Below are 15,962 nucleotides of genomic sequence, written 5' to 3'. Positions count from 1 at the left end.
CTTTTCGCTCTGAATGCACAGGCAGGTAACGCTTATTTGCAGCTTGAAGCAGGCCAGTCCCGCTCAGATATGAACATCAGTCATTTTGAGGCCTTTAATAACAGTATTGAAGCCGCTGGTGGCAGCGCCCGTTTAACAGAGAATAAGACAGATACCGCCCTGATTATCGGTGTCGGTTATGAATACTCACCCCATTTCGCGGTTGAGGTGAGCTATCTGAATCTGGGAGAGGCCTCTGCCCGCTCAGAAACCACAGATACTACCGCAGGCATTACGCGTCACCGTACCATTAAAGAAAGCGTCGAACAGGATGCTTTGATGCTGAGCCTCATCGGCCAGCTACCCTTAACGAAGCAGTGGCAATTACGAGGTTCTCTGGGGCTAGCGTGGTTAGACCAAACCAGCCGAGGTGAAGCGTCTGGAGCCAGTCGAAATAATGTTGGCACGGTAGTGAGTGAAACCTCAGAAAGCACCCGTCAATCCAGTCAGGAGTGGGTTCCGGCATTAGGCTTAGGGGTAGGTTATCAGTTTAAACCGGAGTGGCAGCTACAGCTCAACTGGCGGCGTTTGCTGAACACCGAACCAGACCTTCTTGGCAAACAGGACGTGGATCTCATCACCGCAGGCGTGGGTTATTATTTTTGATCTATTGCCTACGCTTACTTCTTCACACTTAACGGCCAATTCTGAGCGCAACACCTAATCCATAATTGGTTAAGGTGGAATAGCATAGAAAGAACTCTCTATTGAATAGTGCGACACAATACAAATTGTGTCCGCATAATAATTTCAGCCTACGTAGTATTACTCGGCCCCTTCATCGGGGTCTGTTAACTGTCAGAAAAATGAAATCACTGAGATGGTAGTATAGTAATAATGGGCCAGGGCTGTCAGGATCAATATAAACATGCAGTGCCTAAAATACTAAACCAAAAATAACCACGCTTTAATTTAATTTTTAGATAATTTAGGTGGCCAGATGGACAAGTTGGTTAGTTAGTGCCAAGCTTATAAGAAAAATTGAACACACTGAAAGCGCTAAAATATTAGAGTTTTTATATGTCAAAAAATAAATCACTAAACTCACCACATCTATTTTGGATCACAGGATTATCTGCATCAGGTAAAACAACCTTAGCACAAGCTCTCTATCAATCACTATCAGAACAGCAAAAAAAAGTTATAGTTTTAGATGGTGATAATTTAAGGCAAGGATTGTGTTCTGATTTAGGTCTAAATGAAGCAGATAGAAAAGAAAATATTCGCCGTGCAGGTGAGGTCGCTCGTTTATTGATAAATAATAATATTACAGTGATATGTGCGCTTATCTCACCTTACCAAAAAGAGCGTGACAAGATTCGTAATAGCATTCCTAAAAACCAGTTTACCGAAATATACTTAGCGCCTTCTTTAGAAACCTGTATCAGCAGAGATCCAAAGGGGTTATACGCTAAAGCCCTTGAGGGAAAAATATCAGGCATGACAGGCATTGATGCGCCTTATGAAGCGCCAATAAAGCCAGAATTCCAGTTTGATACTGCAACTATTAGTGTGCCAAGAATGGTAAATACAATATTAGGTCATATTTAAGTGTCTAAGTTTGAGATATAAAGAGAATAAAATATCTAGAAAGGACGTAATCATGACTGACGCTTACCATAAGTTACCTCTCACCTTTAACAGTAAGCGTCTGCAACAAGATCTTGAAAAACTGCTACACAACCAATGGGTTAGTCATATTAACCAATCGGTACATGATGGAGGCTGGTGTGCGTTACCGCTACGATCTGTAGATGGTAAAGTGGACAGTATTACCGTTGCCGAGTTAAATCCTGAGCGTTATCAAAACACTCTGTACTTAGAACAATCTGATTATTTAAAGGAAGTCGTCTCCAGCTTTCAGTGTAACATAGTGTCTGCTCGCTTAATGTTACTTAAGGCAGGAGAGGAAATACGCCGTCATACCGATATGGATCTTTGCTTTGAAGACGGCTGTGTGCGTTTGCATATCCCCATCCAAACCCATGCTGATGTGACCTTTCTGATTAATGATCAACCTGTGCATTTTGCCGAAGGGGAGTGTTGGTATATGAATGCCAACTATCCGCATGAAGTTAAAAACGGTAGCAGTGTAGATAGGGTTCACTTGGTCATAGACTGCATAGTGAATGATTGGCTTAGAGGTTTATTTATCAACACAGGCTATGAAAAAACAGTTGTTGAATATAAATACGGTAGTCCAGACATTACAGATGAGAATATCTTACAAGTGATCGAACAACTAGACCGTTTGGATGCTGATGGTGCTAGAGCACTTGCGCAGAACTTAACATCTCTATGGCAAAAGCACCATGAGCATTGATGGCAAGGCAATGCTCATGTTCCATTTAGAGATTACCAATCTTTCATATCGGCAGGTACGGGATAGTCTTCTAGCTCTACCTGATTAATGCCCCATACAGCAGGAATTGGTGGCTCACGTTTTTCATGTAGTACTTGCATCAATGAGTCCAAGTTACTGACGGCTGTGGGGTAGTCTTGTCTCCACTCCTCAGGCCACTCTTGCTGATCGGCATGCTCAATGACCTGAGCCATCCATTGTTTTCTCAAATCAGCCCATTCTTCGCTTTGTGCGCCGCTTTCATAAATACCGTCAAAGGGGCGATATTCAATATAAATAGTGCGCCTAACTCCCAGTGACCGTTTGGGTTGGGAGCCGTGTAGAATCATCATATCTTGAATCAAAATATCGCCAGCTTTTGCTGGAAGTTCAATTACACCGGGTACATCCCAGCCATGGTCTGCTGAGACCTTTTCTATATCTAATAACTTATTCTGAGTGCCCGCCACGTATCTTAAACAGCCATCGCCCTTTGGTGCATCATCTAGGTAGACACCAATATTTAAGTAAGGAAAATTTCTCGGATGTTGAGCACCTTGATGCCATTTAATCACAGGATGAGGATGTTGTTGCTTGTAAAGAAGATCCATCTGCAATGGTACTGCGCCTCTACCACATAACTCTCTTGCAATAGCCATCATGGAGGGGCAAGACAACAGCTCAATAGATAGCGCTGTTTCCACAATATGCAGATCATCATACCGCATAAGCCGTGGGCCAACGGGGTCTTGAACAACACAGGCTCCGTGTAGGTGTTCGCTACTGTTGTGTGCCTGCATCGCTTTTTCTTCTAGCAGCTTGGCCTTTTCCTGCCATCTTTTCAGTAGCTCTGCGGGTACGGCATTCTCTAACTTAATATAGCCTTTAGTTTGATAATCATGCTTTTGCTGTTCTGTAATGCTGAAGGTGCTCATGAAGTTCTCCTTTTTATGAGGCTTGCATTCTATAATCTATTTATAATTATACAATGTAAATACAGGTTAATAATAATTGAATAGTTTTATATTTTGTATGATTACCTGTTAAATCTATCATTAATTTTTTAAAGGAATAAGATATTTTTTCGGATAATGGATTGAATAATTTTGCAAAACAAATTACAGACTGAATAGTATAGGTCTTTTCTCTAGACTCTGAGCGATTGCTAAAAGAGGTAGAAAAATTACTGCCTAATTTGTTGCAGAATAGTTATATTTATTATAGCGTCATTCCTTTGTGCAGCCCTAGAATTAAGCCTATAAGGGATGATATAGATGTTGATTATTCAGATCCTTCTCTGTATGACTAGGTTGATAGCTATGAAATGAAGCTATGCCCTTACATAAAGTCTATCACTGGGCTATTTGAAACCGAACTAACTAATGCGTTTATAGTCTGGTGCTAGTGTTAAAAAGCATACAGATCCTACTCTTGATGCTATTCATAGATTTTCTATTCGGCTAATTATTCCAAATATCTCTGTTAAGGATGTTATATTTTTAATAAATAGTGCCTATGCAGCCAGGTGAGATTTGGTATATGCGACTAAGTAACCCTCATGCTGCATTTAACAATAGCTCGAAAGAGCGTATCAATCTATCCATCGACCTAATTTATAATGATTGGCTTGATAAAAAAATTAGAGATCTGGCTTTAAAAAATAATATTTTATTTTTTTAGTAGAACTAATATAAATGCAGCACCATGATTTATTATATTTTAATTAGAAAAATTTTTAGTGTTATAATATAAATAATTAAGTGAAGAGCTTACCCGATATTTGATACAGTTCCTCATTTAATTGAGGTTCATATTGAGCTCTTTTTTCAGTCCTTATTTCTGCTGAATTGACCCACTCCATAAGAATATACACGCCTTTTAATTCCACAGGATAGAAGCCTAAGCGCTTATAAAAGGACAGGGCTGGGTTAACATGTTCAACATGAATCGTCAGACGCTGTTCTGGGTCTAAAATTTCTTGTTGAAGAGCCGTGATCAGTTGTTCGCCAATTTTCTGATTGCGGTATTCAGGAAATAAAGCGATATCGACAATAATCACTTGCTTCTCTGACCGGTCAACATAAAAGCGCCCGACTACCTTGTCCTCGATCTGTATCAGATCAAAGCTAGCAGTAGAGTATTGCTCCATATAGAAAGTATGTTGAGACTCGAACTGGCTTTTTAGAAAGAGATCGATCTGTTCTTTAGGCCAACCAGAAGCACTCATTTCTGCATAACGGGTTGACGCGTATAAAGCACTTATATCTGACATATCCTTATCAGATGAACAGTCAAGTGGTCGAAGAATAAAAGATGTTTTATTGAATATCATGCCTTACTTCCTGAAATAAAAATTGATTAGCCCCGGCTAGGGTATAGCCCCGTTAATGCAATACAGTAGTTGAGTGTTAGGTAAGGCTGCCGGTTTTCATGGGACTGACCTCCGCCTGCTGTGGTTAGGGAGGCAGAAGACATAGATACCATATTGGTTGCATCTTGCTTATAGAACTCAACAGGAATAGCGCCTTTAGATCCTCCTGGAACGCCCTCGCCAACCATTAGATTCCCATTTGGTTCATTCGTTGTGCTGTTTGCCTGAACGGCGCGATAGGTATGAGTGTGGGAAGGGATTTGTGCTTCAGAAAGGGTTACTGTGTCAACCCCTACTCTTTGCCCTAAGCGTCGTGACGTTAATCCTGGTCCTCTGCCTGGGTGCATAGGTACCCGATCTTGAAGGTTGGGTAAAGCGGTAGTGGTTCTACCGTCGCCGCCATAAGTGGTACCAATCAAAGAAAATAATGCGGTGTTTTGTGCAATAGGCAATAGTTGCCCGTCACAGAATGCCCAGCCTCTTGGAGCAAAGTTAAGTGCCATGAGTCGAATTTCGGCGATAAAGGGTTCAGACATAATCATTTCCTTATAAATACAGAATCAGTTACGAGAGGGGTAGATACCCACAAGGGCCATAATAAAGTTGACGCATAATGTTGGCATCAGATTGGTGTGTGATCGAGAGCCCCCTGAATTTATTATCGTTGCTGGGCTGAGTGACACGTTTGTTCCGGCAGTAGGGGGGGTATACATATCTTCTGTGTTGGGTTTGGCAAGTACTTTCCCTTGAGGAGAGTCGGTAGTAGCCGCTGTGTTACAAGCGACTGACCCATGGCTATGTGAGGGTAGCTGGTTTGTGGTGAGTGTTACTGATTCATCGCCAAATTTGGCACCTAGTCTACGTGAACTGAGCCCTGGGCCTTGGCCTTGGTGCAAGGGGATTCTACCGCGCATATCGGGTAAGCCAAAGGTGGTGCGGCCATCGCCACCATAAATGGTGCCGAGTAGTGAAAACAGTGCATCATTCTGGCTGACGGCCAAAAGTTGCCCATCACAGAAAGCCCAGCCGCGTGGTGCAAAATTACCGGCAAACATACGGATTTCGCCAACAAATGGTTCTGACATACTAATATTCCTTTTAGTTTCTGGAAGGGAATAAGCCCTGTAGGGCAATGCAAAAGCTTAGGACAAGACTGGGTTGCATATTGTTGTGAGCTTGACCACCGCCGCTATTTGTCACCGCAGCATCATTTAGTGTACGAGCTGTACTAGATGAAGGGTCAGAGTAGATCGAATCCATGCCTTGAGCTAAAGAGCGATTGCCTCCTGCTCCAGGAGTATAATGATCGGGTAGATCAGGTGATGCTTGCATGGTATGAGTGTGTGCTGCCATTTCAGCTGCCGTTAGAGTGACTGCCTCTACCCCTCCTTTTTGTCCTAATTGATAGCCGTCTCCTTTATGCAAAGACGTACGGCTTCTTAAGTCAGGCAGGGCAAAAGAGGTGCGACCATCACCGCCATAGGTGGTGCCAAGTAAAGAATATAAGGACTGGTTTTGGTTAATCGGCAGAATCTGGCCATCACAAAATGCCCAGCCTCTGGGGGCAAAATTAAAGCCCACCATTCTGATTTCCCCTAAAAATGGTTCAGACATTTTTTTCTCCTTTCATCATTTAAATAAAGTACCCAAATAAAATATTCTCTAAGATTGCTGTATTCCCTAACTTGCTATCTAGAAAATACCGAAATATTTTTGGGGTACGTGGCGCGCTTTTGTACTGGGTGTTATGGCGTAGAGTGATCTATATCTTTTGAGTGATATATAAATCGCCTTCGACCCATTGGTCTTTTTCTTTTCTTATCTCTGCTGTATGTGCCGCAATGATTCTAAAACCTGTTGTTTTTAGTAATTTATCGATATAAGTTTTTGAATGTTGATAGCGACCATTTTTTTGTAAGGTGTAATCTGCTGTTTCACTGGCTTCGGTTGAGAATAAAAATAATCCGTGTGGTTCTAGGGATGAATGTATTTTAGGAAAAAGATTGTATAAATTGCCGCTGTAGTTAAGGACATCTATTGCCAAGCAGGTATCAAATTTACTCTGATTGTTGGCAAGGTATGGGTATATATCACTAATAATAAGCTCATTGTATATCCCTTTATCTCTAGCGATCTCTACCATGCCTTCGGAAAGATCAATACCGGTTAAATAGGTTGTGTAGATATAAAAAGGTCTTGCCGATAAACCTGTCCCGCAGCCAAGATCTAGAGTTTTTCCGAGATTGGATGGCTTATTATTATGTTTCTGCCATAGAGCAAAAAGTTGCTCTGGCGTTTGATAATTCAGTTCTTGGGTTAAGTGCTTCTCAAAGCTATCTGCGTAGCCATCAAAGAGTTCTTTTATATAGCTGGCAGGTGCTGTATCTGTTGTTTCTTGTTTGAGTGCTGAGTTAATATGAGCAACCGTTCCACAGTTAGGATCGATCAACAAGCATCGGTCTAGAATTTCAATAGCTTGTTCTGGTCGGCCAGTCTTTTGATAGAGATTAGATAAGGATAGATAGCTACCTGTATGAGCGGGATATTGATTTGACAGCTGAATCCATAATTTTTCCGCTTTATCAAAAGCTTTTTCTTTATAGTAAAAGTGAGCGAGATGGGATTGAGCTAAATAGTTTCTTGAATCGATGTTTATAGCAGAAATAAAGTACCTTTCGCCCTCAATTCGATCACCTTTCATCAAACTGGTAACGCCTGCTCCAATATAGGCATCTACCATACAGGGAGACAGCTGAATTGATCGCTTGAATGATGCTAATGCAGTGTTAATACGGCCTCTATCTTTCTGAATATTACCAAGGTTATTATGAACAGCCGCACTGTCTGGTTGTAATAGAGCTATTTCATGAATAATCCTCTCTGCAGAATCAAGATCAGAAAGATGATAGTAACAAATTGCTTTATCCATCAAAAAAGGGAGAGTCTCCGATACTATAGATGAAATTTTATCAATAGCTACTATAGCACCTTCATATTGTCCTATAGCGATATGGGATTTATAGAGGTAGAAAAGCCCCTCATTTTGGTCTGATAAATGGGGTAGTGATTGGTGAATCTCATTTATCAAGTCATAATATTTTCCTAAACTAAAGAGTGTCTGGTATAAATACGGAAGATAAGTTGAGCAATTTTCCATTTTGCAAAGAATTTTCCGTAAAAGGACTTCTGCTTGGCAGTATTGGCTTGAAGAAAGGTACTGTTCAATTTTCAGCACCTGATTTTTTGCTAGAGTCATACGATCGCTATCTAGTTTATTGCTGGTTCTGATGATGCTATCACTATTATTTTATGTTTAAAATATCTTTTTAGTTGATGGCTATTTTGACTGCGCAGACTATAATAATTTCTATTACTGATAAGAGGTGAAGACGATATGGGTGTAGATTTCTTTAATAAGTATAAAAATCAAAGTGTTACAGTTTTATTTGATGATTTTTGTTATGATTTGAACTTGGATGAAGTTGTCGAAAAAAAATATCCATATATCAAAGATGGTGTGGAGTATTTTTCTTTCTATTTGATTTTTTCTTCTGATAATGACCTGCATCTCAATCAAGGCCTCTATAAATTTAAGTTTGGTGAGGAGTTGAAAGATATATTTATTGTGCCAGTGCAGCCTGAAGGTGGCCGATTCATTTATCAAGCTGTTTTCAACTAAGTTTCTGAACCGAAAGTTGTTATGTTTTTCTACAGCCTGAACCTTGCTAGCCCTTGCCTAGTGCGAGGTAGCAAGATTTAACATCTAAAAATTTAACATGTAGCGAAGACAACGTTCCTGCTGTTGATGTTCCTTTCAAGTTGTCAACGATTCAATGGCATTGCGCACAGGCTCTGTAGTCGCCTTCAGTTTAACAGATAAGTCTAGGGCATGACCTAAATATATTAGGGTTTTACCTAGGATTTTAGCTCTATCTTTTCATATAGAATGACCTTAAGAAGGAATATAAACCATGTCAAAAAGGATGCATTTTATTTCGGGATTGCCCCGTTCAGGGTCAACTCTTTTAGCTGCAATTTTACAACAGAATCCTTTATTTCATGCTGGAATGACCAGTCCTGTTAGCGGCTTGTTTGATGCTGTTATTTCTCAGTTTAGTGCTGGCAGTGAGTTCGCTTTGGTTGTGAATGAAGAAAAAAGGCGAACTTTATTATTGGGGTTGTTTGACTCTTACTATAAAGACCAAGCGGATAAACAGGTTGTTTTTGATACCAGTCGTAATTGGTGTGCCAGATTGCCTGCTTTAAATAGCTTGTTCCCTGAGTCTAAAGTGATCTGTTGCGTTCGTAATGTAGCTTGGATTATGGATAGCTTAGAGCGTCAATATCAAAAATACCCTTTTGAAAATACGCGCTTGTTTAATAACCTCGCAGAAAGAAACACAGTTTTTAGCCGTATTGATACATTGGGTCAGCGTGATCGCCTGGTAGGCTTTGCTTGGTGTGCATTAAAAGAAGCCGTCTATGGCCCTCATGCCAGTTCTTTGTTGTTAGTTGATTATGAGCTACTCACTAGGTCTCCTTCAGATGTAATGCGTCTGGTTTATCAGTTTATTGATGAGCCTTTATTTGATCACGATTTTAATAGCATTCAATACAATGCCCCTGATTTTGATCATAACTTAGGTATTCCAGACTTACATACTGTGGAGACCAAAGTTAAAATTAATGATAAAAAAACTATTCTACCCCCAGACTTATTTGACTCCTATGCTGATATGTCTTTCTGGAAAGATTTAAAAAACTCTGAAGCCAACATTATAACACCGGAAAAATAAATTATTTTACCCTCCGTTAAATGTAGTGTTTTCGATGTTAAATAGCTTCTTAGCCATCAGATAAAATCAACAGTTTTATTTCAGTAAAACTAGGTATAAAGGATTATGATACCCATGACTCCAACTGCCAATAACTCCTCTCTAATTGTCATCGATAGTCGTGTTAATGATATCGACCAGATTTTAGCCTCCTTGCCTAAAGAGACTCAGGTTATAGTTCTTGATACAAAGGAAGATGGCTTACAACAGATCGCCCAAGTTTTGGCAGGACAGGAAAGTGTGCCCGAAATTCACTTGGTTGCGCACGGCTGGGAGGGAAGTTTATGGCTGGGCAGTAGTTACCTATCAGCTGATAATCTGTCAGATTATACCGAAGTACTCGGGCAAATTGGCAGCCATATAGCAGAAGAAGGCGACCTTTTACTTTACAGTTGTAATACTGGTGCAGGTGAAAAAGGGGCGCAGTTTGTTGAGTCGCTATCCAACTTAACAGGGGCAGATGTCGCTGCATCCAATGATAGAACAGGCGGTGATGCTGGCAACTGGCAGTTAGAAGTGCAATCTGGTGCTATTGAAGCAGAGACAATCAATATTGCTAATTATCAGCAGAGTTTAGCTACGATTACGGTTACAAATAGTAATGACTCTGGAGCGGGTTCTCTACGGCAGGCTATTACTAGTGCTAGCTCAGGCGATACGGTTGCATTTGATGCGGATTATAATATTCAGCTTAGTTCTGGTGAACTGGTTATTAATAAGAACCTGATTATTGATGGGGACAGGGACGATAATGGTACCGCCGACATTACTCTGGATGCTAATTACAGCAGCCGAGTTTTATCCATAACATCAGGCACGGTGACTCTAGATGGTCTGATTATTCGTGAAGGTTTAGTCAGTGGTAATGGTGGTACGGCGCAGGGAAATAATCCAGGGGATGCTGGTAAAGGAGGGGGGATTTATAACAAGGGCACTCTGAGCGTTATCAACAGCACCCTGAGTCACAATCTGGCCACTGGTGGTGGTGGTGCGGGTGTTTATACCAATGGTGGTACAACCGGAGCGGCTGGCGGTGGCGGTGGTTCTGGTTATAACGGTATTGGCGGCGGCGATGGTGGTAAAAACTATCTTGGCGCTGGCGGTGGCGCTGGAGGTTCAGGCACGGGCGGCGGCGGTGCCGGTTTTAAATATTCGGGATTTAATAATTACGGTTATTCTGGTGCTGCAGGTGGCCAAGGTGGTAAAGATGGTAATTCATCTGCAATAGTTGGTGGTTCAGGAGGCTCGACTACAGCAGGAGGTTCAGGTGGCGATAACTGGAATACACCGTCATATCGTGGCGGTATCGGTGGTGATGGAGCCTTTGTTAATATCTCTGGTGGTAATGGTATTGGCGGCGGTGGCGGCGGTTCCGGTTATAAAACAGGTGATAATACTATAGGTGCTAAAGGCGGTGATGCAGGTGGGGCTATTTACAACGAAGGTACGCTGACCATCACTAATTCAACACTGTCTGACAATGCGGCAGCAGGTGGCGGTGGCGGTGGCGGTGGCGGTAGTACTGGCGTCGGTGGTGATGGTGGTGATACCGGTGCAGGTATCTTTAATGCAGCTACAGGCACGCTGAACTACAACAATACGGTGACTTTTACCAATAACAAAGCTGCTGGGGGCAGTGGTGGTAATGGTAGTGGAACGGCAGCGGCTGGGGCTGCGGGTGATAGTCAGGTTCAGGTCTTTAATGGCGGCGGCACGATCGATTCCAACTATGGCCCTCCTAACGCAGCCCCCACCCAAACAGGCACTTTTCCTACCGACATCACTGCTGTAGAAGACACAGCCAGTAATCTTGATCTTTCGGGACTCACGTTAGCCGATGCTGATTCAGCGGGTGACATGACACTGACCCTAACGGCCTCAGGCGGTACTCTCGCAGCCAGTGATAATGGCGGTGTCGTCATTGGTGGTTCAGGTACAGGGACACTCACCTTAACAGGTACTATCAGTAAAATTGATACCTATTTAAATACCTCGACCTTTATCAAATACACCAGTGTCCTGAATGAAAATGGTCAAAATGCACGAACAGTTGCGGTCAAAATAAATGATGGTGATGGTAGTGGCGACGTTGCTTTAGGGACGTTTAATCTTGATATTACCGCCGTTAACGATGCCCCAACCCAAACAGGTACTGTACCGACCAGCTTCTCTTTTACGGAAGATACCGCAGGTAACTTTGATCTCAGCGGTATGACGCTTGCCGATGTAGATGGTGATGCAACCGTTGTTTTAACCCTAACGGCGACTGAAGGTACATTTACTGCCAGCAGTGGCGGTGGCGTTGCGATTGGGGGTTCAACCACCGGAACCTTAACCCTGACGGGCACAGCGGCCAATATAGACAGCTATATCAATACTGCCTCCAATATTCAGTACACGGGCGCTGCAAATGATAATGGCAGCCCCGCCGCAACGGTAGACATCAAAATCAATGACGGGGCGGGATCGGGTGATATTGACTTGAACGCTACCGATAGCAATATCAATATCAGTGCAGTTAATGATGCGCCAGTGTTGTCGGGTACGCCGACGCTTGCTCAGTTTGAAGATGCACCTGCAACGGCGATGAACCTGTCAGGGGTTAGTCTGGCGGATGTCGATACTACAGGTGATATCACCATAACCCTCAGTGTGGCAGACACCAGCGCGGCACTGTCAGCCACGGCAACGGGCACGGTCAATAATGTTGATGTGACCCAAGTGAATGCTTATACCATCACGCTGGTGGGCACCGTATCTGAGTTGAATGGTTATTTAGGCAGTCAAGGTGCCACAAATATCACCTATGCCACCAGTGCCAATAAGAGCGGCAACGACACGCTCAGCATTATTGCGAATGATGGTAGTAGCAACTCCAACAGTTTAACCCCAACGATTACGATTACAGAGGTGAACGACGAGCCTACCGCTACCGCCACAGGTGACAATAGTTCAGCGGCAGGTGCTGGGGCAGCGGTTTCTGTTTTCTCTAGTGCAACTATCAGTGCGGTAGAGACGGGTCAGAACATTGCCAGCCTAACCTTTACCGTGAGTGGGCTTGCGGACAGCTCAAATGAAAAGCTGATCATTGACGGTTCTACAGTCGATTTAATGACCACTGTCGGCTCGACCAATGCAACGGGTGGGAATATTGCGTATGCCGTTACATACAATGCAGGCACCGCAACGGTTGTGGTTACGGGTAATAACGCAGCATCAGCCGCTAATACGGTTTTCCAGACTGCCCTAAACGGCATGACCTACCAAAATACACTGGGGGGCGTCACCGCAGGCAATCGTGTATTTACCTTAACCGAAGTTAAAGATGCAGGCGGTACGGCTAACAGCGGTGATGATACGCTTGCGGTGTCTATCACTTCGACCATCAATGTGGTGAATGGCGATACCCCGTCGGCAACAAACGCCACCAAGGCGGCTACTGAAGATACGCCGTTTACCATGACCACATCAGAGATTGTCTTGGTTCAAGAGGCTAATGCTGTTGATGCGCTGGGGTATATCACCATCAGCAGTGTATCCGGCGGTACGTTGGCGCTAACAGGCTCACCAACGGCTGGTACGGCAGCTGATAGCTCTACATTAGCGACCGCAGGTGCGTTAACAGCGGGCAGCAAAATCAATATTGCCGATCTGACGCTGATTCAGTTCACACCAACTGCCAACTCCACCAGTAGCGGCAGTGTGGTTTATACGGTAACCGATGCGGGCGGTGATGTCTCTGCACCCGCAACCTTAACGGTCAACCTAGCAGCGGTTGAAGATGCCCCTACGCTAACAGGTGTCACCACAACTATTACCGCTATTGAAGACACCGCGACCAACCTGATTACGGGCTCCCCTGTATTTGCTGACGTGGATACCACGGCTGATGTCGTGGCAACGCTGACAGCAACCGATACTGCCGCAGTGCTTACCGCTACAAGTTCAGGTGGCGTCGTTGTTGGTAACAGCGGCACCAATGCCATTACGCTAACGGGTACTGCTGCTGAAATTAACAGCTTTTTGGCAACCGCTTCCAACGTCACCTATACCGGATCATCCAACAACGTTACCACCGATACGGTTGTTATCTCAGTCAATGATGGTGAGGGTGGTACAAGTGCAAATGCAACCACCATTACCGTCAATTTTACTCCGGTGAATGATGCACCGACAGTCAGTGCGACAGGCACGGGGGGTAACGCCATCAATGGTGCAGCCACTGACTTATTCAATAGCACAGCAATTGATGTGGCTGTGCCAGATACCGGAGACTTGGTCAAAAGTGTGACCTTCACGGTTAGTGGCTTAAAAGACAGTGCAGATGAAAAAATCAATGTTGACGGCACTGTTGTGGCTTTGACCAATGCAGCATCAGACACAACAACAGGTAATAGCCTTGGCTATGCTGTTTCAGTTACAGGTACAACCGCAACGGTCACGCTAACCCACGTAGGCATTGCAGAGGCTACGGTTGAAGCCATTCTGAATGCGATGACTTATGAAAATACCTCAGGCAGTTTCACTGAAGGTGCGCGAGTCATTACCCTCACAGAAGTAAAAGATAATGGTGGTACGGCAAACAGCGGTGATGATACTTGGTCAACGGGGGGGATAGCGTCGACGGTGACTGTGATTGATACGACCAAGCCTACAGCGGCAAGCTACACCGACAGCGCCAATGAAGACACCGCTGTCAATCTATCCGCTACGGAATTGCTCACGACGAAAGATGTGAGTAACGAAGCTATTGAATATATCACCATTGATACCTCAACGGTTGTAGGCGGTACTTTATCCTTAGATTCAGTAGGCACCACAGGCACTTCCACTGTCGGCAGCATCAGCTATGACACAACCGTAGGTAATCTTAGTGGTACGGTTAATATCAATATTGTTGATATCAGCAAGCTAAAATTCACGCCCACCGCTGATTTGTCAGGTGCAAGTGTCGCCCATTTTAACTGGTCGACAACAGATATAGGGGGGCAGACTTCAGCATCGGCTACTTATACTCTGAATATTACAGATATCAATGATGCACCAATTCTGGCAACTACTGGCACCAACCCTTCATTTATAACAGGTAAGCAAGCTGTTAGCTTATTCAGTAGCACACAGGTCGACACCGTTGAGACTGGGCAGAATATTAAACAGCTGGTACTAACGGTTAGTAATGTCAGTGACGCATCTAAAGAGTTCTTAGTGCTCAACGGTACAGATGTTGACTTAACGAGCAACGGTAGTACCAATATCAATACAGGAGGGTATACCGTAGCAGTTGTTGTCGGTGCACCAACTACCGTAACGATTGATACGTCTTCGGGTAATAACTCCGTAACCGATATACAGACTTTAATTAATGACCTGAAGTATCGTAATGATGCGACAACTTTAACTGTAGTTAATCGTATTATTTCTCTAACGTCCATACAGGACGATGGAGGTGTAGCAAGTGCAGGCGAGGACACCACAACCGGCTTAACTCTGGTCTCGACTGTTTCCACCAGCAATAACACACTTCCAACGGGTACGAATAAGAGCATAACACTGAACGAAGACAACACTTATACCTTAAAGGTTGCTGACTTCGGTTTTAATGACAGCGATGTTAATGACAGCTTAAGTAAAATCAAGATCACGGCACTGCCTGCTCTAGGTAGTCTCAGTTTAGAGGGTAATACGATAAGCCTGAATGCGGAGGTCACAAAGGCTCAGCTTGACGGTGGCCAACTAAAATATATATCCATAGCCAATGCCAGTGGTAATAGCGACAGTAGCTTTACTTTTAAAGTGTCGGATGGGAAAGCATATTCCACTGATAGCTATACATTGTCTTTTTTAGAACAAGTAGTGGAACAACCAACCACGCCAGAGCCACCAACCACGCCAGAGCCACCAACCACGCCGCCAGAAGATGAATGGGGTAACTTGCCTGATAACGATGGCGATGGAGTACCGGACAGCGTGGAAGATTTTGTTCCTTCCACCGACGGACAGACACTAGGTGACGGTAACGGTGACGGTATCGCTGATAGCGAGCAATCCGATGTATCTTCGGTACCTTTTCGTAATACCAGTAAGGTATCCGTTGAGCCAAATGCTTCGAAGGTCTTTATCACTCTAGCGGCAACAGCGGTGGCCGCCGGTGATAATGGCTCCTCTAGCTCATCATCGGCCAGTATTCGCGATGTTAAGCAGCAGGATGCCCCTGTGGATAAACCAGATGATTTAACGATGCCCTTAGGGTTAATCAGTTTTAAAGCCGATGTATCCAACCCTGGTGATATTCAAAATTTCAACTTGTTGGTCAGCAGTGAAGCCTCTGTTAACGGCTACTGGAAACAGGATAGCACCGGAGATTGGGTTAACTTAG

12 protein-coding genes are annotated in these 15,962 nt (G+C 43.7%); 6 read left to right on the top strand and 6 right to left on the bottom strand.

What is annotated here, in order from left to right:
• The 3 genes from G517_RS0111640 to G517_RS0111630 all read left to right on the top strand — a co-directional run.
• Positions 1 to 645, top strand: a 645-nt coding sequence (locus G517_RS0111640; protein ID WP_028304559.1) for an outer membrane beta-barrel protein, incomplete at its 5' end; no start/stop codon positions are given.
• A gap of 414 nt (positions 646 to 1,059) precedes the next feature.
• Complete coding sequence (gene cysC, locus G517_RS18875) at positions 1,060 to 1,590, top strand: adenylyl-sulfate kinase (protein ID WP_036591350.1); 531 nt, start codon at positions 1,060 to 1,062, stop codon at positions 1,588 to 1,590.
• A gap of 52 nt (positions 1,591 to 1,642) precedes the next feature.
• Entirely contained in the window at positions 1,643 to 2,362 is a 720-nt protein-coding gene (locus tag G517_RS0111630) for an aspartyl/asparaginyl beta-hydroxylase domain-containing protein (protein ID WP_028304558.1), read from the top strand.
• A gap of 32 nt (positions 2,363 to 2,394) precedes the next feature.
• On the opposite strand, the gene G517_RS0111625 is transcribed toward G517_RS0111630, so the two are convergent.
• From G517_RS0111625 to G517_RS0111595, 6 genes are all read right to left on the bottom strand, one after another.
• Entirely contained in the window at positions 2,395 to 3,315 is a 921-nt protein-coding gene (locus tag G517_RS0111625; RefSeq protein WP_036591348.1) for a phytanoyl-CoA dioxygenase family protein, read from the bottom strand.
• An 821-nt stretch (positions 3,316 to 4,136) separates the two neighbouring features.
• On the bottom strand, positions 4,137 to 4,652 hold the full coding sequence (locus tag G517_RS18870; RefSeq protein ID WP_169447911.1) for a GNAT family N-acetyltransferase: 516 nt from the start codon (positions 4,650 to 4,652) through the stop codon (positions 4,137 to 4,139).
• 86 nt (positions 4,653 to 4,738) lie between these two features.
• The gene (locus G517_RS0111610; RefSeq protein WP_028304556.1) at positions 4,739 to 5,287 is read right to left on the bottom strand and encodes a phage tail protein; all 549 of its coding nucleotides are present in this window, start codon (positions 5,285 to 5,287) and stop codon (positions 4,739 to 4,741) included.
• A gap of 24 nt (positions 5,288 to 5,311) precedes the next feature.
• Entirely contained in the window at positions 5,312 to 5,836 is a 525-nt protein-coding gene (locus G517_RS0111605) for a phage tail protein (protein WP_028304555.1), read from the bottom strand.
• 13 nt (positions 5,837 to 5,849) lie between these two features.
• Complete coding sequence (locus G517_RS0111600) at positions 5,850 to 6,365, bottom strand: phage tail protein (protein ID WP_028304554.1); 516 nt, start codon at positions 6,363 to 6,365, stop codon at positions 5,850 to 5,852.
• Positions 6,366 to 6,513: 148 nt separating this feature from the next.
• Positions 6,514 to 8,007 carry a methyltransferase domain-containing protein gene (locus tag G517_RS0111595; protein ID WP_084632185.1) on the bottom strand — a complete coding sequence of 498 codons (1,494 nt, stop codon included), beginning with the start codon at positions 8,005 to 8,007 and terminating at the stop codon, positions 6,514 to 6,516.
• Positions 8,008 to 8,145: 138 nt separating this feature from the next.
• On the opposite strand from G517_RS0111595, the gene G517_RS0111590 reads away from it, so the two are divergent.
• The 3 genes from G517_RS0111590 to G517_RS21240 all read left to right on the top strand — a co-directional run.
• Positions 8,146 to 8,430 (top strand): DUF6916 family protein, encoded by a 285-nt coding sequence (locus tag G517_RS0111590; protein ID WP_028304552.1) that lies wholly within the window; start codon positions 8,146 to 8,148, stop codon positions 8,428 to 8,430.
• Between the two features lie 292 nt (positions 8,431 to 8,722).
• Entirely contained in the window at positions 8,723 to 9,547 is an 825-nt protein-coding gene (locus G517_RS0111585) for a sulfotransferase family protein (protein ID WP_028304551.1), read from the top strand.
• Between the two features lie 114 nt (positions 9,548 to 9,661).
• The coding region (locus tag G517_RS21240; RefSeq protein WP_028304550.1) for a DUF4347 domain-containing protein at positions 9,662 to 15,962 on the top strand (6,301 nt) is incomplete at its 3' end.

The organism is Oceanospirillum maris DSM 6286, assembly GCF_000422865.1.
GTDB lineage: Bacteria > Pseudomonadota > Gammaproteobacteria > Pseudomonadales > Halomonadaceae > Oceanospirillum > Oceanospirillum maris.
The sequence above is the reverse complement of the archived record's forward strand: the minus strand, read 5'-3'. Positions and strand labels throughout refer to the sequence as shown.

Coding starts and splice junctions, on each gene's coding strand:
- cysC (WP_036591350.1), top strand. CDS start 1,060: ATGTCAAAAAATAAATCACTAAACTCACCACATCTATTTTGGATCACA.
- G517_RS0111630 (WP_028304558.1), top strand. CDS start 1,643: ATGACTGACGCTTACCATAAGTTACCTCTCACCTTTAACAGTAAGCGT.
- G517_RS0111625 (WP_036591348.1), bottom strand. CDS start 3,315: ATGAGCACCTTCAGCATTACAGAACAGCAAAAGCATGATTATCAAACT.
- G517_RS18870 (WP_169447911.1), bottom strand. CDS start 4,652: ATGTCAGATATAAGTGCTTTATACGCGTCAACCCGTTATGCAGAAATG.
- G517_RS0111610 (WP_028304556.1), bottom strand. CDS start 5,287: ATGTCTGAACCCTTTATCGCCGAAATTCGACTCATGGCACTTAACTTT.
- G517_RS0111605 (WP_028304555.1), bottom strand. CDS start 5,836: ATGTCAGAACCATTTGTTGGCGAAATCCGTATGTTTGCCGGTAATTTT.
- G517_RS0111600 (WP_028304554.1), bottom strand. CDS start 6,365: ATGTCTGAACCATTTTTAGGGGAAATCAGAATGGTGGGCTTTAATTTT.
- G517_RS0111595 (WP_084632185.1), bottom strand. CDS start 8,007: ATGACTCTAGCAAAAAATCAGGTGCTGAAAATTGAACAGTACCTTTCT.
- G517_RS0111590 (WP_028304552.1), top strand. CDS start 8,146: ATGGGTGTAGATTTCTTTAATAAGTATAAAAATCAAAGTGTTACAGTT.
- G517_RS0111585 (WP_028304551.1), top strand. CDS start 8,723: ATGTCAAAAAGGATGCATTTTATTTCGGGATTGCCCCGTTCAGGGTCA.